Consider the following 25,544-nt stretch of genomic DNA (forward strand, 5'->3'; position numbering starts at 1 on the left):
TCAGTGCTGGCGGCGACGGCGGAAGATCAGCAGCGCGGCGCCACCGAGGAACAGAAGTGCTCCTGCGGCGACAGTGCCCATGCCGATGTTCGCACCCGTGGAGGCGAGGTCTCCGCCCGCATCCGGGTTCCCAGGGTCAGCCGGGTTGCCGGGTGCCGGGTGACCCGGCGTGGCCGGGTGGCTCGGCGTCGGGGACGCGGGAGTGGTCGGAGACGGAGCCGGGGCCACGTAGGTGATGGTCACCTTCGCACCGGTCTCGTTGCCGTTCCGGTCCTTCACGGTGTAGTTCACCGGGGTGGGGTTTCCCGTGAAGCCCTTCTCCGGGGCGAAGGTGATGTCGCCGGTCTTGGGATCGACCGTCCACGTGCCCTCGCCGGGAACGACCAGCTCGGAGACCGGCTTGCCGTTCTTGTCCGTGATCTTCACCGTGGACGGATCCAGGTCACCCTTATCGTTCTTCAGCGTCGGCACGGTGACGGTGGTTCCCTGCTTGTTGTTCAGGGACTCGTCATCGGTGGCCTTCGGCAGAACCACCAGGCCGGCGTCGACGTCGCGACGGTTCGGGTTCTCCGGGGTCAGCGAGACGGTGTCGGAGACGCCGTTCGGGTCGATGTTCGAGTCCTTGGACCTGTCGTCGCCCGCGCCGGCGGTCGTGGCCTTGGATCCGGCCGGGAGATCCACCTTGACCTTGTAGTCACCCATCGGCAGGTCGGTGAACAGGTAGTTCCCGTCCTTGTCGGTGGTGGTCGTGATGGGGTTGCCATTGGCGTCCTTGACGGGGTTGCCGTCCTTGTCCAGCAGCTCGACCTTCACACCCGAGACACCCGGCTCCTTCGGGTCCTGGACACCGTTGCCGTTGTCATCGCGCCAGACCTTGTCACCCAGCGAACCGAGCGGCACGATGCCGGCGTCCACGTCGCGACGGTTCCGGTTGTCCGGCGTCAGCGACACGGTGTCCGAGACGCCGTTCGGGTCGATGTTCGAGTCCTTGGACCGGTCATCGCCCGCACCGGCGGTCGTGGCCTTCGAACCGGCCGGGAGATCGACCTTGACCTTGTAGTCACCCATCGGCAGGTCGGTGAACAGGTAGTTCCCGTCCTTGTCGGTGATGGTGGTGATCGGGTTACCACTGGCGTCCTTGACGGGGTTGCCGTCCTTGTCCAGCAGCTCGACCTTCACACCCGAGACACCCGGCTCGTTCGGAGCCTGGATGCCGTCGCCGTTGTCATCGCGCCAGACCTTGTCGCCCAGCGAACCGACGGGGACGATGCCTGCGTCGACGGTCATGTTGTCCGGAGCGTCAGCGGTCAGGCTGACCGCACTGGTCACACCCGTAGCCGGGTCAGGATTGGAATCCTTCGCCTGGTCGGTCCCTGCACCCTCCGAGGTGAACTTGCTGTCCTGCGGAAGGTCGAACTTCACCTTGTAATCGCCGAGCGGGAGATCGCCGAACTTGTAGTTGCCGTTCGCATCCGTGGTGGTCGTGATCGGGTTGCCGTTGGAGTCCTTGACGGGGTTGCCGTCCTTGTCCAGCAGCTCCACCTTCACATCAGAAATGCCGGGCTCGTTGTCGCCCTGCACGCCGTCACCGTTGTCATCACGCCACACCTTGTCACCCAGCGAACCGAGCGGCACGATGCCCGCGTCCACGTCGCGACGGTTCCGGTTGTCCGGCGTCAGCGACACCGTGTCGGAGACACCGTTGGGGTCAATGTTGGAATCGGTTCCTCGATCGGAACCGGCACCGGCCGTGGTGGCCTTGGTCCCGGCCGGGAGATCGACCTTGACCTTGTAGTCGCCCATCGGCAGGTCCGTGAACAGGTAGTTGCCGTTAGCGTCGGTCGTGGTGGTGATGGGGTTGCCGTTGGCGTCCTTGACGGGGTTGCCGTCCTTGTCCACGAGCTCCACCTTCACACCGGAGATGCCCGGCTCGTTCGGATCCTGGACGCCATCGCCGTTGTCGTCCCGCCAGACCTTGTCGCCCAGGGAACCGAGCGGCACGATGCCGGCATCGACCGTCATGTTGTCCGGAGCGTCAGCGGTCAGGCTGACCGCGCTGGTCACACCGGTGGCCGGGTCGGCGTTGGAATCCTTCGCCTGGTCCGTGCCGGAGCCCTCCGAGGTGAACTTGCTGTCCTGCGGAAGGTCGAACTTCACCTTGTAGTCACCCAGCGGGAGGCCGGTGAACTTGTAGTTGCCGTTCGCATCCGTGGTCGTGGTGATGGGGTTGCCGTTGGCGTCCTTGACGGGGTTGCCGTCCTTGTCCAGCAGCTCCACCTTCACATCAGAGATGCCCGGCTCATTCGGATCCTGGATCCCATCACCGTTGTCATCACGCCACACCTTGTCGCCCAGCGAGCCGAGCTTCACGATGCCGGCGTCGACCGTCGTGTTGTCCGGGTTCTCCGGGGTCAGCGTCACGGTGTCGGAGACACCGTTCGGGTCGATGTTCGAGTCCTTGGACCGGTCATCACCCGAGTTCGCGCTCGTGGCCTTCGAACCTTCCGGCAGATCGACCTTGACCTTGTAACTGCCCAGCGGGAGATCGCTGAACTTGTAATTGCCGTTCGCGTCCGTGGTGGTGGTGATCGGGTTGCCGTTGGCATCCTTGACGGGGTTGCCGTCCTGATCCAGCAGCTCGACCTTCACACCCGAGACACCGGGCTCGTTCGGATCCTGGATGCCGTCACCGTTGTCGTCGCGCCACACCTTGTCACCCAGGGAGCCCGTCGGGATGATGCCCGCGTCCAGGGTGAGGTTCTCCGGCGCCTCGCTGTTCAGCGTGACCGGACCGGTGACTCCGGTGGCCGGGTCGGCGTCGGAGTCCACGGCGTCGTCAGTGCCCTGATTCGCCTTGGTGAGCGACGTGCCGGCCGGAAGACCGGTGAACTTGACCTTGTAGGTGCCGAACGGCAGATCGGTGAACTTGTAGTTGCCGTTCGAGTCCGTGGTGGTCGTGATCGGGTTGCCGTTCGCGTCGTTGACGGGGTTACCGTCCGCGTCCAGCAGCTGAACCTTGACGCCCTCGACGCCAGGTTCGCCGTCGCTCTGGAGGCCGTCACCGTTGGTGTCGCGCCAGACCTTGTCGCCCAGGGAGCCGTTCTGCGGCAGGCGCAGGGAGATCCGCTGAAGATCGGAGTTCGTGGTGTCGGTCTGGTCCCTCGGAAGGCGAACACGCTCAGTCTCAACGGTGTTCGCGCCGTTCACGCCATCGGCGTACTGCGTGCCGTCGTTGGCGAAGTACTCGGATCCGGTGCCGTACTGAGCGGCGGGGAACTGTGAGAACGGTGTCGCCTTCGCATCGATCTGGAAGGTCACCTCCGAGAAGGTGCCCTGCAACGTGATGGAACCACAGCCCGCGTTGTCCACCGTCGGGCCCTGATGGCTGGTCCCGGGGGTGTACACGGTGTTGCTGTCACAGCGCGGGTCAGCGTTGGCGTTCTTCACCAGGAGCCGCTTGCCGCCCTGGCCCACCTGAAGGTTGCGAGACCCGGAGGAGAGCTGGGCGAAGGAGACACCATCCGTGGCGATGAGCCACTGCGTGTTATTGAAAGACCCGCGAGCGTAGTCGTAACCGCCGGGGTTGTCCTTGTGCTGATAGAGCATCGACGCGCCGCCGATACCGGTGAGGTCCAAGACCGGGTCGGTCACGGGCTTGGAGAACTTCAGCGTCAGAGTGCCGGTGTTCTCGCACAGGGTGCTGAGGTTCTGATGCCCGGCAGAGCCGAGGCCACCGCCACAAGTGGAGCTGTTGGACAAGAGGCCGAGGGCCGGCACTGAAGCAGGGTCGGGCGAACCCGTCAGCATGGAGCTGGTGGCACCGTAAGAGCCCTGGTTGCCGCCGTCGGTGATGAAGTTCGTTCCCGGCAGTTGGGAGCTGTTCTGCTGGAAGAGCGCATCGACGCTCACGGCCCCGGTGTTGAGGGGGAAGGAACTCGTCGCGTGAGTGGAAGCGTTCACGCCGGACGGGGTGTATTGGCTGTTCTGGGATCCGGAATCCTGGATCTGCCAAGTGTTGTTGAAGACGTAGCCATTCTGTTGCGCCGCGTTGGCAGGGGCGGCACCGAGGACTTGAAGCCCTGCCAGTCCCGTCAGCCCTGCCAGAGCAAGCGTCACGCTCATGGTTGCGGAAGCTGTCTTCCGCGCCAAGCCTAGAGACATGGGTGCTCCTGATCATTGTGAAAGGGGGCCTTCCCTGCCCCCGGAAGGACTGAGAAGAGAAGAAACCATCCAAACGTAGGATTGATAAATGTAGGACAGTTACCCCGACATGCTATCGCGAATGTCCGCGTCGTGCTACCGGAATGCGGCGAACCGGAGGTGAGTGGAAACCCAGGTCATCCCCGGCTTCCGCGCACTACGTCCGACTGCCCTTTCAGTTGACAGCAGGCGCTCCATAGTGTCTGTGACCTACGCTTGGTACCGTGACTTCTCTTCGCCCCGCCACTCGAAACGTCCCTCTCTCGGTTCAGATCGGGGCTCAGCTGCGGGAGAACATCGAAGACGGCACCTGGCCCATCGGCACCAAGGTCCCGGGCGAATTCGAGCTCATGAAGACCTTCGAAACCAGCCGCAACACGGTGCGGGAGTCCCTGCGGGCTTTGGTTCACCTCGGCCTCCTGGAGTCCCGCCCGGGCGACGGAACCTACGTTCGCTCCACCAGCGAGCTCGGCGCCGTGCTCGCCCGCCGCGTCAAGGATGACACCGCGGATGAGATCCTCGAGGTCCGCGCCGGCCTGGAGGTTCAGGCGTCCCGCCTGGCCGCCACGCGCATCACGAAGGACCAGCTCGACCAGGTGGCAGGCCACCTGAGGGACCGCGAAGCGGCGGACACCGCTGAGGACCGCCTCGCGGCGGACATCCGTTTCCACCGGGCCATCGTGGAAGCCTCCGGCAACCCCCTCATGGCGGAGCTCCATGACGGGCTGGAACCCGCCGTCCTCCTGAACGCCGGCAACTACCCCAAGATCGAGGATCCCGCGGCGCTCGAGCAGGAGCATCGGGACCTCCTGGAGGCACTCGAGCGCGGCAACGCACATGCGGCCGTCACCGCCGCCCAGGCGATCGTGGACGGATTCAAGTAGGAGCCGGGCGACCACTCCCAGACGCCGCTCGGGGGAGGTTTCGGAGTTCCGCAATTGTCGTACACTTGCCAAGTGAATGTCGATCACACCACTCCTCCGGCAGTCGCCTCCTCCCACAGCTTCGCGCAGCGCCTGGAACACTGGATTACCTCCGGCGCGTGGCCAGCAGGGTCCACCCTGCCGAGCGTCCACGAACTCGGCCGGATCTTCGCCGATCAGGACATGGCCGGCATCCAGGAGGTCCTCGACGGCCTCCTCGCCCAGGGTGTTCTTCTGCTCGACACCGAGACAGGTCGCCTCACAGCGCGAGCTCCGGCCTCAGCACGCGGTTCCGACAGCGGACCCAGCGACCTCGACCGCTCCCACGACAGCGCGGAGGATCGAGTACGCGCCCTGAGCGAGGCTCGCAATGCCCTGCTATGCCAGTGCGTTCGGCACCTCTCCGCGCGGGCCACTCCCGAGGACCTGGAGCACCTGGACTTCGCACTCGGTCGAGCTGTCACGGGCTTCTCGACGGAAAGCCTGGCGGCCTTCGACCGCGAGCTCGTCCTGAGGGCAGGAAACGGCCTGATGCTGCGGATCTACGACCGCCTGATGAGTCTCGGAAGCGCCGAAAAGAGCCCCCAGCCCCGCCCTTCACTGGATGATCAGATCCTGGCGAGAACCGAGCTTCTCACCGCGATTTGCGCCCAGGAGAGCGACGCCGCGACCCGGTTCGCCGAAAGCCTTCTGAAGACCTGCGACACTCGCGGCTGACGGCCGGCCGGCTATCACCCCACGCACACCGCGGCACGCCCCCGGCCGTCGCGGCCGCCACGGACAGGGCATGTGAGGACACGGCATAGGAGGAAACGATGAGGCCCGACGGCGCTGTCGCCGTCGGGCCTCATCGTCACCATCCGTGAAGGGGCTCGGCCGCCCGTGTCAGCGGCCGGCCGAGCCTTTTCCTATCGCCGGTCTTCCCGGCGTCGCACTGCCGCGGAGATCACCAGACCCGCCAGCACCAGGGCCGAGGCTCCAAGCGCCAGCGCCGGGCCGCTCGCCGCGCCGGTTTCGGCCAGCGACGGCGGACCAGGCGCCGGGGCCGGCGGAGTTCCCTCGAGCGCCACCGACGACGGCTGAGAACCGACCAGGGCGCCACCCGGTGTGGTCGCGGACGCGGTCGCCGTGTTGCTGAGCTTCCCCGCCGCGAGATCGGCAGCCGTCGCGACGTAGGTCGCGGTGCATCTCAGCGATGCCCCGGGGACGAGGCCCCGGCCGACCGCCGGGCAGGAGACCGGCGACATCCTGCCGCTTCCCGAGAAGGCCCCCTCGTGGACGGCGAGGTCCTTGAGGGTGACATTGCCGGTGTTCGTGAGGATGAAGGTGTAGATGATGCGCTCCCCCACGTGGCTGAGGACCGTGCGGTCCGCCGACTTCACCAGGCGGAGAGCCGGAGCAGGTTTCTGCGGCACCGACGCCTCGGAGGGATCAGAGGTCACCGGGCCACCCGAGGATGGCGTCCCCGTGGCGGTGGCGGTGTTGTCCACCGAGCCACGGTCCACATCGGCCTGCGTCACCCGATACGTCGCCGTGCACGTGGCACTGCTTCCCGGGGCCAGCGGCTCCTTCAGGCATGTCGCCGCGGACAGCGTGCCGGAGCCCGTGAAGGTGCCTTCCGTGACCTTGAGATCGTGCAGGGTCACATTGCCGGTGTTGGTGAGCTTGAAGGAGTAGGTGATGGTCTCACCGGCCTTCAGTTCGGTCTTGTCCGCGGACTTGACCATCGTCAGCCCCGGCTTCGGATCGCCCGGCAGCGTGACCTCGGACGGAGAGGACGCGACCGGCTTGCCGGAGGGGTCGTCACCGCCCGCCGTCGCGGTGTTGTGCACCGAGCCGCGGTCCACATCCGCCTGGGTGACGGTGTAGCTCGCAGTGCAGCGCACCGTGGCGCCTGGGGCCAGGCTCTTCGCGCCGTCCGGGCAGGTGATCGCAGATAGCTTCCCCGAGCCGGTGAACTCGCCTTCCGTGATCTTCACGTCGTGGAGCGTGACGTCGCCGGTGTTGGTGGCGTCGAAGAAATACGTCACCGTCTGGCCCGCCACGAGTTCCGCCGTGCTCGCGCTCTTGTGCAGTGAGATCCCGGGGTGCTGGTCCACGGGGACGGTCGCCGACGACGGCGCGGACTTGACGGGCGAACCCGCGGGCGGCGTGCCCTCCGCGGTCGCCGTGTTCTGCACGGATCCGCGGTCCACATCGGCCTGCGTGACCTGATAGGTGGCCGTGCAGGTCACCGAGGCGCCGGGAGCCAGCGAGTTAGCCGCCTCCGGACAATCGACGGCGGACATCGTGCCGCTTCCCGTGAAGGCGCCTTCCGCGATCGTCACGTCACGCAGGGTGACGTTCCCGGTGTTGGTCACCGCGAACGAATAGCTGATGGTGTCACCCACTGCCCCGACGCGGGACGGCGAGGCGGTCTTCTGCAGGCTGAGCGCCGGCTTCGGATCGGACGGCACCGTGGCCTGCGACGGATCCGACGTCACCGGTTCGGCGCCGTTGGGCGGAGTTCCCGTCGCCTTGGCGCTGTTCTCAACGGAGCCCCGGTCGACGTCGGCCTGGGTGACCTGATACGTGGCGGTGCACGTCTCCGAGTCACCGGGCGCGAGGGACGACTGCGGGCAGGCGATCGCCGAGAGCTTCCCCGAACCGGTGAAGGACCCTTCGTCGACCTTCACCTCGTTCAAGGACACGTTGCCCGTGTTCTTCACGACGAAGGAGTACGTGATCGTCTCACCAGCCACGAGTTCGGTCCTGTCCGCGGTCTTCGTCAGCGAGACACCCGGCTTCTGCTGCGCCGGAATGCGCACCTTCGACGGGTCCGAGGTGGCCGGATCACCGGTGGGCGGCTGGCCGGAGGCGGTCGCCGTGTTGTCCACCGAGCCACGGTCCACATCGGCCTGGGTGACCTGGTAGGTGGCCGTGCACGTCACCTGCTGACCGGGCGCGAGCGAGGACGCCGCATCCGGGCAGGAGACCTGTGGCTTCGCGCCCGAACCCGTGAAATCGCCTTCGGTGATATGGATGTCCTTCAGGGTCACATTGCCCGTGTTCTTCACCGCAAAGGAGTATGTGACGGTCTGACCGGCCACAAGCTCCGTCTTGTCCGCGGACTTGGTCATCGAGATACCAGGCTTGGGATCCTCAGGGATCTTCACGGTGGAAGGATCACTCGTCACAGGCTCCTTGCCCGGCGGTGTTCCGTGGGCGGTGGCAGTGTTCTCCACCGAACCCCGGTCCACGTCCTCCTGGGTGACCTGGTAGGTGGCGGTGCACGTGACCTGGTCGCCCGGCTTGAGCGCCGACGCCGCGACCGGGCAGCTGACCACGGGCTTCTGGCCGGCGCCGCTGAACGCGGTCTCATCCACGCCGACGTCGTTCAGCGGCACATTGCCCGTGTTGGTGATGACGAAGGAGTACGTCAGGGTCTCCCCTGCGACGAGCTCGCTCTTGTCCACGGACTTCACCAGCGTGAGGGCCGGGGACGCCTTGGTCACCGGCGTCCGGGTCTCGCTCGTGGCCGACGTCACCGTCGCGGTGCTGCTGGGCGGATTGCCGCTCGCCGTCGCGACATTGTGCACCTCGCCGGCGTTCTCGTCGTCCGCCGTGATCGTGTACTGCGCACTGCACGTGGTGGAGGCCCCCGGCGCCAGATTGCCGGACGGACAGGTCACCGGCCCGACCTTGGGGTCATCGACAGCGATGTTCGTGAGGGTTGTCTTGCCGGTGTTGGTCACATCGAATGTGTACGCGATGGTGTCCCCGGCGTCGGTGATCCCGTCGCTGTTGGCGTCCACGGGCGCGCCGGCCTTCTTGGTCAGCGAGATGCCTGTGCTGAGCGCGGTGTTGGTCAGGGTGCACTCGACATCGTCACCGATCGCGACGAAGATGTCCTGCGACGTCCCGGCGTCTCCTTGCGGGAGCGAGGGGTCCACCTGATCGAAATTGGTGCACCTCCACGACGCCGAATAGTTGTTCAGATCACCCGTCACCGCGCTCTCGCGGAAGTGGAACGGCATGCCCGGCACGGGGGTCACCACGGAGTTCTTCCCGGTCGTGGCGCTGGTGCCGGTCGGGCCCGTGGAGCCATGGGCGACGTCGGCGGCATCACTGCTGATGTCCACCTGGAAGTCGTCGCCCGGGAAGCGGGAGGCCACGGTCTTGTTCATCTTGACCGAGGAGATCAGGACCCCGAAGGCCACGCCCTCACGGCCGCCCCCCACCATGGTCTGGGAGAAGGTGACGGGCCGCTGCGAGGCGAGGATCGCGGTGCCGGTCTTGATGTCCGTTCCGGCGCCGGTGCACTTGACCTGCGTGCTCCCGACGCCGGTGAAGCCGCCTGCGCAGGCGTTGCCGAGTCCGTTGCCCGTCCGAGTGGCCGTCAGGGACGTGATCGGGTTCGTGGAGTTCCAGGTGATCGATTCGTTCACATCGGTGGATTCGGCGTCCGCGCCGACGATGGACCACTGCATCACTTCCATCCCCTGAGGCGTCACGACCCGCATGTTGCTCAGGGTCAGGGTCGTCTTCGGGCCTGTCATCCCGGCATCCGTCTGATACAGGGCCGGCTTCCCGGCCGTCCCCGAGTAGAAGCCCCGATTGCCGAGGTAGGCGCCGCCCCACGTGGGGAAGGCCGCCGGGCCGACGGCCGCGCCGCTCCGGGTGACCGTGGCGTACAGGGTGTTCCCGCCGTCGATGGTGAACGCGAAATCCTGGCCCTTGGCCGCCTGCGCCGGGTCGAGCCCGGAGAAGTCGAGCCAGCACAAGGTGTCGGCGTACTTTCCCGTTCCCGACGCTGAGAAGTGGCACGAGGTATTGGTCGCGGCGGCGGCCGCCGGCGCACTCAGCGTGACCGCGGCGAGAGTGGCCGCCAGTCCCAGGATCACGGCGGTGATCGCCGCCGTGATCCTCCGAAGTCGGTGGGCGCCGGCACCCAGAAACAGTCCCGGCGCTGGTTTCCCACCACCTGGCATCAATCGGCGTCGGCTCCCCCTGGAGCGCGACCACGTACGAGTGAACATTTCCCCTCCTTGACGGCGAACCGCCGTTCAGATGCGAACGAGAATCTTGTTGCAGTCCCTTCATGGTTTCCCCAAACGCACGTAACGTCAAATGTCCGACATTATGTGGATGAAGATGACAGAAGTTCACCCACAAGCCATCCTCGGGGTGTCACCCGAGGTGGGACGCATGATATAGCTTTCATATGCAGATGTCGGACACTTCTGAAGTGCCGAAGGAATGCACTTGAACACCGACGACGGCGGGCTCGCCGGCATGACGAGAGGGAACACCATGGGCGGGGACATCATGAACGACGTCACGAGCTGGCTTTTCGCGATCGGACTGATGCTGGGGGTGGTCGCGCTCATCGTCTTCATCAGCATCGGGGCCGCCCCGCTGTTCCGAAAGGACGCCGCACCGTCGCCCGCCCGGCCCCAGCGGCGCCGCTGAGGACCACCGAGACCGCCGCACCGCACCCAGGGGGAACAGTGACCAACGATGCTCCACTTCTCTGCGGCCCCTGGTCGCTCGACGACGCCCCTCCCGCCTCGACCGCCGCGTCGATCGCGACCATCCGGGAGAGCCTCATCGAGGCCTACCTCCCCGGCCTCCCACCACTTCAGCACCACCGCATCCTCAGGAGCATCGCCCTCCCCGAGGCGGTGCTGGTGCGCCTCGGCAGCCAGGCTCATCGGACCGACGCCGTCGATGAACTGAACACGGCGTCCTGCCGCGAATACCTCCAGAAGGTCATCCCCGACGAAGGCGCCTCGCTCCGCCTGGGACGGACGGACGTCACCGGCGACCTCGCCCGCATCTGGTGCGAGACCGCGCACGACGACGGCGCCCACACCACGCATGTGCAATCCGTCCATCTGGCCAAGGTCAGGCAGCACTGGAAGATCACGGCGATCGTCACCCGAGCGCCGCACGCCACCTGAAACGCCCACGGCATCGGGCAGCGGCACCTCATCGAGCTCGAACGGTACCAAGTGCACGTCATCGCCCGGTTCGCCGAGCCGTCACATCCTCATGACGCCGGTCACTTAAGTTGAGGTAAGGCTTACCTTCCTATAGCGTGTGTTTTCGGCAAATAACGACACGTTTTTATTTGCTATTTCACCCGCACCTCTGGAGGAAGCATGACCTCGCGTTTCAAGACCCTGGCCGCCGGCACCGCCGTCGCCGCAGCACTCTTCGGCATCACCGCCTGCGGGCAATCCGGTGACACCAAGGCCGCCGAGAACGCGAGCTCCACCATCACCATCCAGACGAACACCGGCTCCATGGACGTCAAGACCAAGCCGGCCCGCGTGGCAGCTCTCGACAACACCTCCATGGCGACCATCAAGGCCCTCGGGATCGAGCCCGTCGCGATCCCCAAGCCGCTCCTGCCCAAGGACGGTTACCAGGACTGGATCAACAACGCGAACATCAACGACGCGGGCAGCCACCGCGAGCCGAAGATGGAGGACATCAGCGAGGCACAGCCCGATCTGATCATCGGCGGCTACCGCTTCGCCAGCCAGACGGAGAAGCTCAGCAAGATCGCCCCCGTGGTGGACATCGCCCCCAGCGATGAGAAGGGCTCCAGCTACCTCGAAGGCCTGAAGAAGCAGACCCTCACGCTCGGCGACATCTTCGACAAGAAGGAGGAGGCGAAGAAGATCGTCGCCGACCTCGACGCCGCCGTCGCCGACGCCAAGAAGGCCACCAACGGCCAGACCGTCTTCCTCGCTAACTCCTCCGGTGGCAAGATCGACAACGGTGCGGGCCGCATCGGCCGCATCCTCGAGGGCGTGAACCTCAAGGACGTCTTCGCCCAGGACGACGCGAAACTGAAGTCCGACTCCGTGCACAACAACTCCGGCCTCTCCCCCGAAACCGTCGCGGCCGCCAAGCCCGAGTGGATGATCGTGATGGACCGCGATGCTGCCGTCACCGAGGAGGGCAAGGAGTTCAAGCCGGCCAAGGCCGTCGTCGAAGGTCTCGGCAAGGTGTGGAAGGACGTGCCGTTCTACGCCAAGGACCAGATCGTCTACATGCCCTCCGACTTCTACCTGACCGAAGGCATCCAGGCCTACACCGACGTCTTCAAGACCATCGCCAAGGACTTCACCGCCAAGTCCGGCGCGGCCAAGTAGCCCTCAGCCCGGGCAGCACCGCATCGTGACCTCGCGCCTCTTCAGGATGGCGACGGCAGCCGCCGTCGCCATCCTGCTGCTCGTCTCCCTCCTGGTGGGCGGCTACGACATCTCTTTCGACAAGCTCTTCAGCGACCCCGCAGCCCAGGAGATGTTCTGGCTCTCCCGGGTGCCTCGCACGCTCGCGCTCGTGTTCGCCGCGGCCGCCATGAGCATCTCCGGGGTGATCATGCAGCTCATCACGCAGAACAAGTTCGTGGAGCCCAGCACCGCCGGCACCAGCCAATGGGCCGGGCTGGGCATGCTGGTCATTCTCTTGGTGGCCCCCGAAGCGACCCCGATGGTGAAGATGGTGGTGGCCACCGGCTTCGCGTTCCTGGGGACGTGGCTGTTCCTCGCCGTGCTGGACCGGGTCCGCGTGCGGTCCTCCGTGGTGGTCCCGCTGGTGGGCATCATGCTCGGCGCCGTGGTCGGCGCCGCCACGACGTTCCTCGCCGGGACCTTCAACCTCATGCAAGCCCTCACGGCCTGGCGATCCGGCGGTTTCAGCGGGATCGTGCAGGGCTTCTACGAACCGCTCTGGATCGTGGCCGGGATCGCGGTGGCCGCGTTCCTGGTGGCGGACCGCTTCACGGTCGCCGGCCTCGGTCAGGACATGGCGACAGGTCTTGGCCTGAACTACCGCCGGGTCGTGTTCCTGGGCGTCATCATGGTGTCCCTGGCGACCGGTGTGACCAGCGTGGTGGTCGGTTTCATCCCGTTCCTCGGCCTGATCGTGCCGAACATGGTGTCGATGATCCTGGGCGATGACCTGCGGCGGAACCTGCCGTGGGTCGTGGCGACGGGCGTCGCGCTGCTGCTCGCCTGCGATCTGCTCGGCCGCGTGGTGGTGGCGCCCATGGAGATCCCCGCCTCGGTGATCCTCGGGGCGCTGGGCGCGGTCGCCTTCATCATCATCCTGCTGCGGACCCAACGGGCGTCCTCGGCGGCCCCGTCGCTGTCGAGGGAGCGCGCATGACCACGACCGTCTCCCCAGTCAGCTCAGCGCAGGCCGCCGAGCCGCGGCGCCGGCGAGCGCCGCTGAGTCCCCGCGCGCGCATCCTGCTCACGACGGCGGCGGTGCTACTCGCCGTCGTCGGCTTCCTGTTCCTGTTCATCCGGGGCGCGTTCTGGTTCGCGCTGGACGCGCGGCTCTCGATGCTCGCGGCCATGGTGATCGCCGCGTTCACCCAGGGTGTGGGCACGGTGGTGTTCCACACGGTCACCGGCAACAGGATCCTGACGCCGTCCATCATGGGCCTGGACTCCATGTACACGCTGTCCCAGACGCTCATGGTGTTCGTGTTCGGCGGGGCGGCGGTCGCGCAGCAGGAAGGGATCGGGAAAGTCCTGGCGCAGACCGCGCTCATGGTGGTGTTCGCGACGATCCTGTACCGCTGGCTGTTCTCCGGCCGCAATGGGAGCCTCTACATCCTGCTGCTGGTCGGGGTGGTGTTCGGGCTGGCGTTCGACTCGATCGCCGTGTTCGTGCAGCGCATGCTGAACCCCACCGATTACGACCTCCTGTCCGCCAGACTGTTCGGCCGGATGGGCGACGTCAATGTCTCCCATCTGCCCGTGGCGTTCGCCGTCTGCGCGGTGGTCGCCGTGATCCTGTGGCAGCGGCGGTACCGGCTCGACGTGCTGCTGCTGGGCCGCGACAGCGCCCAGAGTCTCGGGGTCGACCATAAGCGCGAACTGACGCTCATGCTGGTGCTCGTGGCGGTCATGGTGGCGTTCTCCACCGCCCTGGTGGGCCCCATGACGTTCTTCGGCTTCGTGGTCGCCACGCTCGCCTATCAGGTGACCGGCAGCCACCAGCATCGCTATGTGATGCCCATGGCCTTCCTGCTGGGCCTGCTCACCCTGGTGGTGGGGCAGTTCATCATGCAGCACATCTTCTACGCGGCAGGCTTCCTGACCGTCATCATCGAATTCCTGGGCGGCATCCTGTTCCTGGTGCTGCTCCTGCGGAAGGGCAGAGTGTGATCTCTTTTTCGGATGTGACCAAGAACTACGGCGACACCCGGGTCCTCGGACCGGTGACCGCCACCATCCCGGAAGGCGGCATCACCAGCCTGATCGGGCCCAACGGCGCCGGGAAGTCCACGCTCCTGACCATCATGGGCCGTCTCATCGAGGCCGACGCGGGCTCCGTGTCCATCGGCGGACTGGACGTGCGCCGGGCGAAGAGCGCCGAGCTGGCCCGGAAGGTCGCCATCCTGCGGCAGGAGAACCACCTCTCGGCCCGGCTGACGGTGCGGGACCTCGTGGCGCTCGGGCGGTTCCCGCACTCCCGGGGCCGGCTGACCGCGGAGTGCGTGGCCGCCGTCGAGTCCGCGCTGGAGTTCCTGAACCTGACCGCCCTGCAGGACCGGTTCCTGGATCAGCTCTCCGGCGGGCAGCGGCAGCGGGCGTTCGTGGCGATGGTGCTGGCCCAGGACACGGACTACATCCTGCTGGACGAGCCGCTCAACAATCTCGACATGAAGCACTCGGTGCTCATGATGAAGCAGCTCCGCCGCGCCGCCGACGAGCTGGGCAAGACCGTGGTGCTCGTCATCCACGACGTGAACTTCGCGGCGGCCTACTCGGACCGGATCGTCGCGCTCAGGGACGGGCTGCTGGTGCACGAGGGGACCGTCGAGGAGACCATGACCGCCGAGGTCCTGACCAGCGTCTTCGACACCCCGGTCACGGTCCACACGATCGGCTGCTACCCGACGGCGGTCTACACGCACTGAGGGTCGCAGCCGGTTGGCGCGGGTGGCGGGTTCAGGGTTCGGGCCCGGGGTCAAGGTGCGGGCGCGGTCTCCGGGGTCGCAGCGGTCGGCACCCGCACCGCGAGCAGCACGAGAGCGAGGACGATGAACCCGGCCTGGACGAGCAACGCGAGCGACGGGTGCTGCGTGGGCTGCAGTCCCAGCGCGAGCCAGCTTCCCGCCACAGCCCCGAGTGCCGTGGCGGCGAAGGACCAGCTCATGATCCGGGCGAACCGAGTCCCGCGGTAGTCCTGCTGACGAAGGGTGGTGGTCAGGACCGCGCGGGTGCGTGAGAGGATTCCGAGCACCAGTGCGTACACGAGGCCGGTCCACCACGTGGCGGCGGAGTCGACGACGAGCAGGAGACCCGCGACGACGAGCAGGAACGCCACGGTCGCCACCAGCACGAGCCAGACGAGCCGCCTGATGTCGCCGCGCGAGCTGAGCGCCCGCCCGACCCACGGCCCGATGGTCGCGCCGATGCCGAACATGGCGATCACCGAGGCGAGGGCGACTGCGGGGTCCATCGGAGCCTTCTGGGCGATGGCGAGGTACACGAAGACCCCTCCGATGGCGCCCCCGACCTGCAAGAGGAAGCTGAACAACGGCGACGCCGCTCCGGTGGCCCACAGGTCCTGCAGGAACACGCGGACGGTCATCCGCTCCCCCAGAACGCCGAAATCCTCAAGATCCTGATCGGTCGCCGGCGGCGTCACCACGGTGCGGGAGCTCACCAGGCGCAACAGGGTTCCGAGCGCCGAGAGGATCAGATTGCCCGCGATCAGCACGGTGATGGACACCCCGGCCAGGATGTTGCCCAGAGGCATCGCGATGACGATCCCGACGAAGGCCAGCACCGAGTAGACCGAGGCGTTGAAGGTCAGGGCCTGCTTCACATCGACCTGAGCGAGCTGCTGCCCGTAGAACTCCTCGACCACATCGGTCACGGCCGGGAAAACGGCGGCGAGCAGGAGGTACACGATCATCACGGGCATGGTCCAGCCCGGCGCGATCAGCAGCATCACCAGTGCGACACCACTGAGTAGCGCTTCGGCGAGGTCGGAGGCCACCAGGACGCGGGCCGGGCTGAAACGGGCGGTCAGCCTGGCGATGAGCGGCGAGGCGAAGGACACCAGTTCACCGAAGGTGGTCAGGACCGAGACCCACAGAAGCGGCAGGACGCCGAGAGCCACGAGGCCGTCGGACCCGCCCTCGACGAGACGCGTTCCGAGAATCGAGACGACGAGGCCCGCCGTCATCCACCGGCGCGCGCTCAGGAGACGCGCCGTGGACACAGCCGGGCCACTGGAAGCCTGGACGGAGGGAGCGGAGGTCACAGGGTCAAGCTACGGCCCGAAGCGCGCAGGGCAAAGTCACATCGGCCACCGGGCCTGGCCGCAATGCACGGTCCGGCGTCAGCGGACGGGCTCAGCGGGCGCGTTCCCCGGGGCGCCTGTGCGGCTCACGGTCGGGCGGAGCGGCTTGGGCCGCAGCGTCACCCGGCCCATCAGCCACTCCACCGGCCCGGTGCCGACCCAGCGGTCCCAGCACCAGGACAGCACCAACGGCAGGACGACCACCATCGCCCAGCCCAGCGGGTCGAAGTGCGACGGCAGCACCCGCTCGTGCGTCGCGACCCACCAGGCGATCAGGCCGACGTGCAGCAGATACAGGCTCAGGGCGTGCCGGCCCCAGACCTTGAGGGGCGCGAAGACGCGGTCGCTCACCGTCCGCAGCGCGCCGGACGACGTCGCCAGCAGCACGACGGCGACGGTCACCGCGAGCACCAGGCCGGCGTCGTGCAGGGTGTCGACGTAGCTGCCGGAGAGGCGGAGCTCGCGCCCCGTGAGCTTTTCGGCGAGAGGCCGCGCCGCATAGGCGAGAGGCGCTGCTGCGGCCATGGCCCACAGCAGCGGTCCGCGGCGCAGACCGTGCCGGATGAGGAGCCCTCCAAACAGGAAGAACGGCAGGAGGTTCGTCAGCCGGTACGAACCCCCGAGCGCGACCATGTCCGCGAAGAAGCGCGTCACGGGATCCGCGGTGTAGATCCAGGTCTGGGTCCGGGCGAAGGCGTTGAGCGGGTCGCTCGCCAGCACCACGACGAGCGCCACCGCGGCCACCCACGCGGTCCGGAGACGGAGCACTGGCACGCCGATGATCAGGAGCAGGCCGAGGTAGGCGAGCACCACCATGACCCAGGTGCCCCAGGTCGCCATCCACAGGCCCAGCACGATCAGGATCACCCCACGGAGCACCTGCTGCAGGTAAGTGCGGCCCGCGCGGGACGAGGCGTTCCAGGTCAGCTGCGCGGACATCCCCATGACGAGGGCGAACAGGGGCGAGGCGAGATCATTGATGTTGCCGACCGCGAACTCCACCGCCCGGGGAGCATTCGGATGGAATCTCGCCGCATGGGCGATGAGCATGGCGATGATCGCGACACCGCGCAGCACATCGGGCACGGGCAGGCGCTGAGACAGTGATTTCATGTGTTCCCCCTGACATGGTCCCCTTCATCCTAAGGGCGCTGTCGAGAGGACGGGCAGCCCTCGCCACTCCGCAAAATCCCAACAAAATGAGACGTCGGCGGCCTTGTTGTCGGCGATCAGTTACTTCCGCTCGGCCTTCTGTTCCTCGGTCATCGGGCCGGAGTTCGCGCCGTCGGAGCGGTGACGTGCTTTGAAGGCCTTGCCCCCAATCCTTGATTCCCAGATCCACTCGGGCGTCCTCATCGACGCGCGACAGCCGCATATGCACAGAGTCGGCGACATCTTCCCCGGGATGGATTCCCTCAGCGTCCTCCAGGGCGCTCAGGTGCAACACGTCGCTGGCGCCGGGGGGTAGCTCCCGATGCTGTCGCCCACGGTCAGCCACGTTCCACGTAAGGCGCGTCGGCCTCGGCCCTCTTCTCGCTCAGTGCTCGTTCGTTGCGGAGCTGGGCGAGCCGTTGCTGGCACTGCTCAGGTCGGCGTTCGATGATTTCCTCGAGCTGAGAGATGGCGTACTCGTCGTCCTCGAACTCGGCCAGGGCCAGCGCCTGATTGAGGGTGCGGCCAGCATCCAGCGCGGCGGTGCCCTTCGCGTTCTTCCTGGCCGCGAGAGCCTTCTTCACGGTTGCCGCATCAGCGGCACCGGTGCGCTCGGCGATCTTTGCGGCACTGACCCCGAGAAGGGCCAACTGCTCGTAGCCGCGGGCACGGTCGGCATCGGTGAAGTCCTTTCGAGCGTCGTTCTCGCTGATCTGCTCGATCAGGCGCTCGGCGTCCTCCGGAGTCTCGGTGACGATGGCATACATCTCCGGTGGCCGACTTCAACGGCGGCGAGGGGCCGGCGATGACCCATCACCACGCGCAGACCGCCGTCGGTCTTGTGGACGACGGGCCGCTGGATCACTCCATTGGCGCGAATGTTCTCCACGAACGCGGCGTCAAGGGCGGCCTCACGGATGTTCAGATCCACCAGGAGGGTGGAGGGGTCTACCGTGATCAGCGTCTGAGTGGACATGGTGGTGCTCCTTCTGTGGTTGGTGAGGGGGAAGCGTGTGGTGACCAGTGGCGGCGCCTCTCCCCCGTTGTTTTTTGGCGGCTGGCGAAGCTTGCGGAGCTGTGGCCGACGGAGCCCTGTCCACCGGAGGCGGTGGCACGGAAATTCTGCGAGGAAATAAGCGAAGCGCCGAGCAGAATTTCCGGGACGCCGGCCCGATCTTGCGAGCGCTGGACGAGGACGCGCGGACACGTAAAATCCGTAGGACAGCAGCCAAAAAACGAAGGCGGCTGGATGACGGGGCGAGCTCTGCGAGCCACGGCTGCCGGCCTGACAGCCCGAGCGCAGCGAGGTCCTTCTCCCTGATGCAGCGAAGCGGAGCCAGGGGCCTTTCCCGGCGGGCCGGGCTCCTGGTCGGAGCCGGGGCGTCGAAGCAGCCGGCGAGATCGCCTGCAGAAATTGGCTACACGTCTGAGGATCAAGTGGCAATACATGCTGGCTTGCCCGCCTGTAAGCCGATCAGGATTCGTCCGGGGTTTTCAACCAACCGAAGGCCACCGGCCCGATAGGTCGGGGCACTGTGGTGAGGTTGACCATAAGTCGTAAACGCAACCTATGGACGGCGACTGTACCCGGTTGGAAGGTCGCGCTCGAGCTGGGTGCGAGCTGAGTGACGGCTAGGTCGCATGTCCTTAGACCCTGGTCGCTAGGGATAAATATCGACGCGGAAGCCTGAAATCCCGGGTGGACAGTTGTGACAATTAGTCGCTCGCATCCATCGCGAAGAATATCAAAGCTTCGGTGGAGTATCAGGCGCACCTGCCAGCCCTCTAGAAGTAACGACGCCCGGGACCCCCACCTACTTAGGTCAAGCGATCTTAACGCGAATGAGGCCAGGCCCTATTCGGACATGACCTCGTTCTCGAGCGCAATGGCAAGCGGACGTTAGGAACGTCTAGCGAGAGCGCGCTTCTTCAAGTAAGCGCAAAACTCAGCGATAATCAAAATTTCCCAAATGACTACACCAACATACAGAACCCATCCCCAGCCGGGCAGGCTAGGGTTTATAATGAGTGCGATTACCAGTAGTGCAATCCCAATTTGCTGCATGATCAGCTGCCTTGCGCCCAACGCCGAGCTGCGAAAACTTTTCATAATTTACTCCCGCCTTGTATTATCTACGGGCAGCTGATGACGATCCCCGCCGAGGAAAGCAGAACGCCGATTCCATACTTCGCCCAACCAACAATTCCACCGGCCGGCAAGGACAGTACCGTCACCACGCCGCTCGCTGCCGAGACAAAGCAACCCACCGTGATTGGCTTTCCTCGAGGGATCAAGTCGGGATTGTAATGCGCAACATGATTCCCGGAGATGTACGTGTCCAGCCAGCCGTGGCAGGCAAGGATAGGTTTGCCGAACCAACCCATCGTAACTCCGTTGTAACCGGTGCAGAAATATTCATACTGCCCCGTGCTTACGATCGAGTCCTTGCCCACGGCACCCTTAGCCTTCGAATGCCCAGGACCACTCGCTCCCGGCACGTTCGGCTTAGTCGTGTTTGGTTTTGCGAATGCGAAGTCTCCCCGCGCGGTAAGGCGCTCACGAAGTGCCGTCTGGACCTTCTCTGCTTGTGCAGTCTCAAGAAGCCCGGCCAGCGTCGCAGCGTCGCCCTTGAACGCGCGGTCTATGGCCTTATCAATCTTGGATGACGTCGAGCGCGAGTCTTCTGTGGAACTCATCGCGGAAGAATTCGATGTTTTGTCGTTCAGTGACGTTGCAGCTTGCGCAGGAGAAGCAACCGAGCCTAGCAGCAACAGTGCAGCAAGAGTGGATAGCGCCTTTTTATACATTGTCCGTCCCCTCGGATTGTCTGTACTTGTTCGCTCTCGGCGAGAGCTGAAGTAAGGCTATGACAGAAATCTCGGCCTGTCTATGACAACCGTAATACGAAGTCGACCCTGCCGTACACCCCTGCGACAGCTTCATGGAGGAAGGAAAACTGTAACCGGTGCTAGGAGTGGTCCGGTTCAAGGCTGCTGGTGGCGGGCCGGCGGTGGGCGAGTCTGAGCTTGCCTTTCTTTTCACGGGACCAAAGTGCCTCGGCGGCTTTCGGGTCCTTCTTCGCGGCCAGGGCGCGCTTCACGGTCTCGGCGTCACCGGCACCGGCCCGCTTGGCGATCTGCGCCGGGGTGACACCCCGCAGAGCCATTTGCTCGAACGCGGTCCCGCGTTCGGCGTCGGTCAGGCCCTCGCGGAGGTCGTTCTCGCTGACCTGCTGGGCCAACCGGTCCGCCTCTTCCACAGTGTCCGCCAGGAGCTCCGGAATCTCCGACAGCTTGGCCTCACCGGCGGCGAGGGTGCGACGGTGACCCATCACCACGCGCAGACCTTCCTCGGACTGGTGGACGATGGCGCCCGGACGACGGGGCGAGCTCTGCGAGCCACGGCGGCCGGCCTGACAGCCCGAGCGCCAGCGAGGTCCTTTTCCACGAAGCCGCGCCAGCGGGTTCATGGGGCCTTTCCCGGCGGGCCGGGCTCCCGGTCGGAGCCGAAGCGGCCGGCGAGATCGCCTGCAGAAGTCGGCTACACGTCTGAGGATCCAGTGGCAATACATGCTGGCTTGCCCGCCTGTAAGCCGGTCCTGCACCGGACACCTCGAACCACATCTGGATCTCACTCGCCAACCGCGGGATCCTGCGCACATCGAAGTCCCGTATGACCCGCCCGAAAAAATGCCCGGTGAAGGTAACCCAAACGCTACACTCGGGACATACTCATCGGCTACGCCCGCGTCTCAACCAGCGCCCAGGACCTCACCGCCCAGCACAACGCCCTGACGGCCGCCGGCGTCGACCCAGGTTCGATCTACACCGACCACGGCTACACCGGGACCAAACGGGACCGACCTGGGCTAGGAAAAGCGCTAGCCGCGTGCCGTTACGGTGACACGCTCGTGGTGACGAAGCTCGATCGTCTTGCCCGATCCCTACCGGACGCCAGAGACATCGCAGGCGAGCTCACCCACAAGGGAGTTGCCCTGAACATCGGAGGCAGTGTCTACAACCCCCACGATCCCGTGGGAAAGCTCCTCTTCAATGTCCTGGGCATGGTCGCAGAATTCGAAGCCGACCTCATCCGGGCCCGCACCCGGGAGGGCATGGCCGTGGCGAAAGCCAAAGGGCGACTGCGCGGTAAACAACCCAAGCTCTCGAAGTCCCAGGAAGCACACCTCGTCACCCTCCACCGCGCAGGCGAGCACACCACAACCGAGATCGCGGAACTCTTCGGCGTCGCCCGCTCCACCGTCTAACGGGCCATCCAGCGCGCCGGAACGGCCCAATAACCAGGGCAGACAGAATTTCCCGGGAGGCGATTCTGTCGCCTCCGGAGGTGTCGCACGTTTAAGTCTCGCACTGGCCGGCGCGTCGAGGCCAGGCGCCGGCGCCGCGTAGTGTGACTGTTATGGCGGCCAGGGCGAAGAGACCTGCAGTACCCCCGGTGACACTAGCCGATGAGAACGGGCCAGCGATCCAGAGTGCAATGCCGAGGATCATCCCCAGGGAGCGATTCAAGACGAGCACGATCGTCGGCGCGCGCGATGATAGCCAAGGCGCCAGAGCCAAGACCCACCCTGAAGGGTAGGGGACATACCACAGCGAGACACCCACGAGCAGCCCCAGCACGATTAGGCCAAGAAGACGAATGAGCAACGCCCGAACGGGTACTAATGCCCTACGGCCGGCAAGGATGGCTAGGATCACCGACGGGTATACGAAGCCGAGGAAGACAAAGCTCGCCGGAGAGTCGAAGCCCAGGAAGGCGTAGATAACCGCGACTGCCAGACCAATAAGTTTGGCCGGCCATCGAGACTTCGTGACGATCAAGGCTAAGGCCAGTACGACAAAAGGCGTCAGCGCGCTGGCGACCTGAAGGGGCGCAACGCTCTCGGTCCAGTGCAAGCCAGCCAAGGCGAGCACTTCTCCGAATGCCATCGCCGTGGAGGCCCCCATTCCCGCTTGGAGCGGAGATATCAGGGGGACCTCCACGGCTGAACCACGTGACTTCATACCTTGATATCGAATCGAACGTTGCAGAAACCAGCAAGGCCACGCCCGAAGTCACAATTACGCGCATCCAACATGAAGGGAATATATTCTCCGGGAACATATCCGCCCCAAATTTCATGGTCAGGGGCGCCGTCGTGCCAACCGGAAAGGTGGAAGCCGCCGACACCGTACCGGTAGTTTGCGGCGTATGAGATGCCCGGGGCCTCTATAAGACCCCACCCAAATCCGTGCGGCTTAATTGGAAGCGCAACGTCATGATCTATATTGGTGATCTGCGCTCCCCACAGGTTGTACTCCCGCATGCGAATTCCATCAGCGCTAGCCTGGGCCTGCTTTACGAAACGGCAGTCATTGAAGGAACCCTGGGAACAGTGGTACTCCTTCGTGACGCCAACCGACTTGTTATAAGTGCGGTTAACAATTCGCCAGTTCTGGTCGAAGTAGTAGGTAACGTCGGCGCGGGTCTTGTACGGCTCTCTCCACGCTCCGAACATTCTGTCGTTTCCGTCGAAGACCTGGGTATCCCAATCAGCCGGCCTGATGTATCGATCCCGGATGAAGGTCTGATAGCGGAAGGTCCAGGGCAGAGGTGATGCAGCGGCCACGTTTCTGGCCATCGGGGTTGCGCCGGCCCCCGCTGATGATTGCTGTCGGGAATCGATCAGTGCTTGTTCTGCGATCGTGGGTGTGGGCGAGTTCGACTCCGGAGACGCCTGTCCAAGCGATGCAGCAAAGGGCTTCGTGAGTGACAGTTGAGTTGCTGATGCCGGAACTCGGGCTGAAGTGAGTTTGATCTCCGTTTCTCGGTTGCCCCTGTCAGGGTTTGCCGTTGCGCAGATGTTCGTGCTTTCCGTACCGTCCTGAAGAACTTCGTAGATTACTTCTTTTCCTGCAGGACGCGAATTGTCGACGTACTCAGAGTTACAGGTCATTCCGATCCGTGTTGCACCTTGAAAGGTGAGAGTTCCTTCGGGCGTGCGGACGACCTCTGACCTGACAATGGTGCGAGGACGAGTGTCGGTCACTTGCTTTTTCCAGTTTACGACGCTGATCTGCGCGTCCGAACTGATCACCGCCGCGATGGTTGGTTTCGCCTGGTCCTGGTCCTCGATCACAATCCTCAAGTCCCGTGTTGCGAGCAAGGTGCCGGTCGAGCCATAAGCTTTTGCGCTGAAAGTGGTTTCGGTGGCGGGAAGCTTAAACGACGGGGTTGTCGATTCGCCGACTTTTGCCCCAGAGAGATCAAAGATGCGGTACAGCGACGCTCCAACATACGGAGACATTTCAACGCTTCGCACTCCGTCGGCTCCGGTTGAAGACCCAAGCACCTGGAACCCGGGTTTTGAGGGGCGTGCCTTGGTCAAAGCACTCTCAAGTTGGGACATGAACGAATCCCCAATGGCTGAAGACGTAGCGATCACTCTTCCATCTTTGCCTTCGGATCCCCAGGAGCTCGCTTCTACCCCAATCGGTCCGGAGAGAGCAGATCCCGATGATGCAAAGCGAATAATTGTTCCACTCACGGCACCTTCATAGATCGCTGGAATGGCTGCCGTTGCCGCTTGAGGAACGGAGATTCGGAACTTGCGAGTGTCGATGTTCTTACCCCGGAGGATGTCTACAACGTTTTGGTTGCGCTCCACCGGACCAGTTCCTTCAACGGAGATGGTGGGGTAGCCCAGAGCCTCAACCTTAGAGAGTGCTGCGGAGACGGCGGGGGCGTTTCCAACGAAGACGATGCGTTTCGGCTTCAGACGAGCAAGCGCTGACTCCTCAAAGCTATCCAATGTTGCGCCGATGGTTAGCAGAGGCGACTTCTGGTAGGCCGAGGCCGACGCCGCGGTGACAAGGTCTGCCGTCTGTCCTCCATCGGTGATGTATAGCTCGTCCACTGGCGCACTGAAGCTAGTGGATAGTGGAACATCGATCTCTAGTGGTCCGGCACCGGTTATCCACTGCTGGGTCGCAGTGACGGAATTGATCTGCTGACGGACGATTGACTTGGGGCTGAAGCTAGGGCCCACCATGATCGCTTCCTGTGCGCCGAGCCGGCGGATCTCATCGAGCACCGGTTGTGGTGCCGAGGTGTCTACGAGAAGCAGCGGCACGTTTTGACTGGCCGCAGCAGGCGTCGCGACCGCTGACGAAATGGCGTCTGCGGAGTCTACGACGAAGACCTTCGGTGCCCCTGTCGCCCACCGTGCCGACGAAAATTGGATCGAGTAGGTGGTCGGGTTTGCCATTGCTTCCCTGCTCACCTTGGTTAGAGCGGCCGCCTTCGCGTCAGCCGGAAACGTGATACCGGCCAAGGTCGTTCCGGTCATGACAAGGGCAGCCACAAGGCCTGTGACCATGGCTTTTGTTTCTTCAATTTTCCTCCGCTGTGCGGTGATGAACTGTCGGCCCCCGCCGACTTACACGATTGTGATTCATGACAATAACATGCAACGTTGGCATCCAAAGGAGACACTGAGGCCGTGGGAGATGAACATCTGGCTAAGGCGGCTGGAACCGTTACAGTTAGAACCTCGAAGCTCCATCGCGTCAGGCAAGCCCACAGATGTCCTCGACACTCTCGAAGACTCACATCTCATCCACGGTCTCTAAGAAACTTCCGAAGCCTGAACTTGTCGTGATCGGCGATGGTAAGGTCCGCGATGACCGTGTCCGTGACCCCGGTCCGCCGCCTCGGCACTTCACCGATCCCGCACTCAAGCGCACAACCTAGTCTCAATGTGGCCGGCAACACATCACCAACAAACTCCTAGAATCAGCCCAGGCGGTGGTGCATTGGCGGGTTGAGACCGCCAACGAATTTGGCTCAGCCAGGAACACCAACAAGTGGACCGTCTATCAGCAGAAGAGCGCCCGATAATGAAGTGTCAGTGTTGCCGTGTAGAACGGCTCGTATGGACCAGGTAC

19 protein-coding genes are annotated in these 25,544 nt (G+C 64.7%); 9 read left to right on the forward strand and 10 right to left on the reverse strand.

Features of this window, described 5'->3' with window-relative positions; translation table 11 throughout:
* Nucleotides 1-4,122: an SdrD B-like domain-containing protein gene (locus tag AB6732_RS16420; RefSeq protein ID WP_370960954.1), complete on the reverse strand. Its 4,122-nt coding sequence runs from the start codon at nt 4,120-4,122 to the stop codon at nt 1-3.
* 302 nt (nt 4,123-4,424) lie between these two features.
* Between AB6732_RS16420 and AB6732_RS16425 the strand changes: the two genes are divergently transcribed.
* Together AB6732_RS16425 and AB6732_RS16430 are read left to right on the forward strand one after the other, a co-directional pair.
* Complete coding sequence (locus tag AB6732_RS16425; protein ID WP_370960955.1) at nt 4,425-5,084, forward strand: FadR/GntR family transcriptional regulator; 660 nt, start codon at nt 4,425-4,427, stop codon at nt 5,082-5,084.
* 72 nt (nt 5,085-5,156) lie between these two features.
* The gene (locus tag AB6732_RS16430) at nt 5,157-5,840 is read left to right on the forward strand and encodes a FadR/GntR family transcriptional regulator (protein WP_370960956.1); all 684 of its coding nucleotides are present in this window, start codon (nt 5,157-5,159) and stop codon (nt 5,838-5,840) included.
* Nucleotides 5,841-6,031: 191 nt separating this feature from the next.
* Here the strand turns inward: AB6732_RS16430 and AB6732_RS16435 are convergent, their stop codons facing one another.
* Complete coding sequence (locus AB6732_RS16435) at nt 6,032-10,006, reverse strand: hypothetical protein (protein ID WP_370960957.1); 3,975 nt, start codon at nt 10,004-10,006, stop codon at nt 6,032-6,034.
* Between the two features lie 361 nt (nt 10,007-10,367).
* On the opposite strand from AB6732_RS16435, the gene AB6732_RS16440 reads away from it, so the two are divergent.
* From AB6732_RS16440 to AB6732_RS16465, 6 genes are all read left to right on the forward strand, one after another.
* Nucleotides 10,368-10,574, forward strand: coding sequence for a hypothetical protein (locus AB6732_RS16440; RefSeq protein WP_370960958.1), 207 nt, complete (start codon nt 10,368-10,370; stop codon nt 10,572-10,574).
* Nucleotides 10,575-10,612: 38 nt separating this feature from the next.
* On the forward strand, nt 10,613-11,065 hold the full coding sequence (locus tag AB6732_RS16445; protein WP_370960959.1) for a hypothetical protein: 453 nt from the start codon (nt 10,613-10,615) through the stop codon (nt 11,063-11,065).
* A gap of 201 nt (nt 11,066-11,266) precedes the next feature.
* A complete protein-coding gene (locus tag AB6732_RS16450; protein ID WP_370960960.1) occupies nt 11,267-12,268 on the forward strand; it encodes an ABC transporter substrate-binding protein in 1,002 nt (333 codons plus the stop codon).
* Nucleotides 12,269-12,293: 25 nt separating this feature from the next.
* Nucleotides 12,294-13,286 carry an ABC transporter permease gene (locus AB6732_RS16455; protein WP_370960961.1) on the forward strand — a complete coding sequence of 331 codons (993 nt, stop codon included), beginning with the start codon at nt 12,294-12,296 and terminating at the stop codon, nt 13,284-13,286.
* On the forward strand, nt 13,283-14,296 hold the full coding sequence (locus tag AB6732_RS16460; RefSeq protein ID WP_370960962.1) for an iron chelate uptake ABC transporter family permease subunit: 1,014 nt from the start codon (nt 13,283-13,285) through the stop codon (nt 14,294-14,296). The genes AB6732_RS16455 and AB6732_RS16460 overlap by 4 nt, the downstream gene beginning before the upstream one ends.
* A complete protein-coding gene (locus AB6732_RS16465; RefSeq protein ID WP_107004012.1) occupies nt 14,293-15,051 on the forward strand; it encodes an ABC transporter ATP-binding protein in 759 nt (252 codons plus the stop codon). The genes AB6732_RS16460 and AB6732_RS16465 overlap by 4 nt, the downstream gene beginning before the upstream one ends.
* 50 nt (nt 15,052-15,101) lie before the next feature.
* Here AB6732_RS16465 and AB6732_RS16470 read toward each other — a convergent pair whose 3' ends face one another.
* From AB6732_RS16470 to AB6732_RS16495, 6 genes are all read right to left on the reverse strand, one after another.
* Nucleotides 15,102-16,406 (reverse strand): MFS transporter, encoded by a 1,305-nt coding sequence (locus tag AB6732_RS16470; RefSeq protein WP_370960963.1) that lies wholly within the window; start codon nt 16,404-16,406, stop codon nt 15,102-15,104.
* A 78-nt stretch (nt 16,407-16,484) separates the two neighbouring features.
* Nucleotides 16,485-17,558 carry a heparan-alpha-glucosaminide N-acetyltransferase domain-containing protein gene (locus AB6732_RS16475; RefSeq protein WP_370960964.1) on the reverse strand — a complete coding sequence of 358 codons (1,074 nt, stop codon included), beginning with the start codon at nt 17,556-17,558 and terminating at the stop codon, nt 16,485-16,487.
* 377 nt (nt 17,559-17,935) lie between these two features.
* Nucleotides 17,936-18,364 carry a hypothetical protein gene (locus AB6732_RS16480; protein ID WP_370960965.1) on the reverse strand — a complete coding sequence of 143 codons (429 nt, stop codon included), beginning with the start codon at nt 18,362-18,364 and terminating at the stop codon, nt 17,936-17,938.
* Nucleotides 18,319-18,573, reverse strand: a complete 255-nt coding sequence (locus tag AB6732_RS16485) for a ParB/Srx family N-terminal domain-containing protein (protein WP_370960966.1) — start codon at nt 18,571-18,573, stop codon at nt 18,319-18,321. Before AB6732_RS16485 ends, AB6732_RS16480 begins: the two co-directional genes overlap by 46 nt.
* A 1,157-nt stretch (nt 18,574-19,730) precedes the next feature.
* On the reverse strand, nt 19,731-20,405 hold the full coding sequence (locus AB6732_RS16490) for a hypothetical protein (protein WP_370960967.1): 675 nt from the start codon (nt 20,403-20,405) through the stop codon (nt 19,731-19,733).
* A gap of 161 nt (nt 20,406-20,566) precedes the next feature.
* Entirely contained in the window at nt 20,567-21,067 is a 501-nt protein-coding gene (locus AB6732_RS16495) for a ParB/RepB/Spo0J family partition protein (protein WP_370960968.1), read from the reverse strand.
* 258 nt (nt 21,068-21,325) lie between these two features.
* Here AB6732_RS16495 and AB6732_RS16500 point away from each other — a divergent pair, with 258 nt between their 5' ends.
* Nucleotides 21,326-21,865, forward strand: a complete 540-nt coding sequence (locus AB6732_RS16500; RefSeq protein WP_370961035.1) for a recombinase family protein — start codon at nt 21,326-21,328, stop codon at nt 21,863-21,865.
* A 91-nt stretch (nt 21,866-21,956) separates the two neighbouring features.
* Here the strand turns inward: AB6732_RS16500 and AB6732_RS16505 are convergent, their stop codons facing one another.
* A complete protein-coding gene (locus tag AB6732_RS16505) occupies nt 21,957-22,601 on the reverse strand; it encodes a hypothetical protein (protein WP_370960969.1) in 645 nt (214 codons plus the stop codon).
* Between the two features lie 17 nt (nt 22,602-22,618).
* On the reverse strand, nt 22,619-24,946 hold the full coding sequence (locus AB6732_RS16510; protein ID WP_370960970.1) for a hypothetical protein: 2,328 nt from the start codon (nt 24,944-24,946) through the stop codon (nt 22,619-22,621).
* Nucleotides 24,947-25,544 lie beyond the last annotated feature (598 nt).

The organism is Arthrobacter sp. RCC_34, from assembly GCF_041360795.1.
Lineage (GTDB): Bacteria > Actinomycetota > Actinomycetes > Actinomycetales > Micrococcaceae > Arthrobacter_E.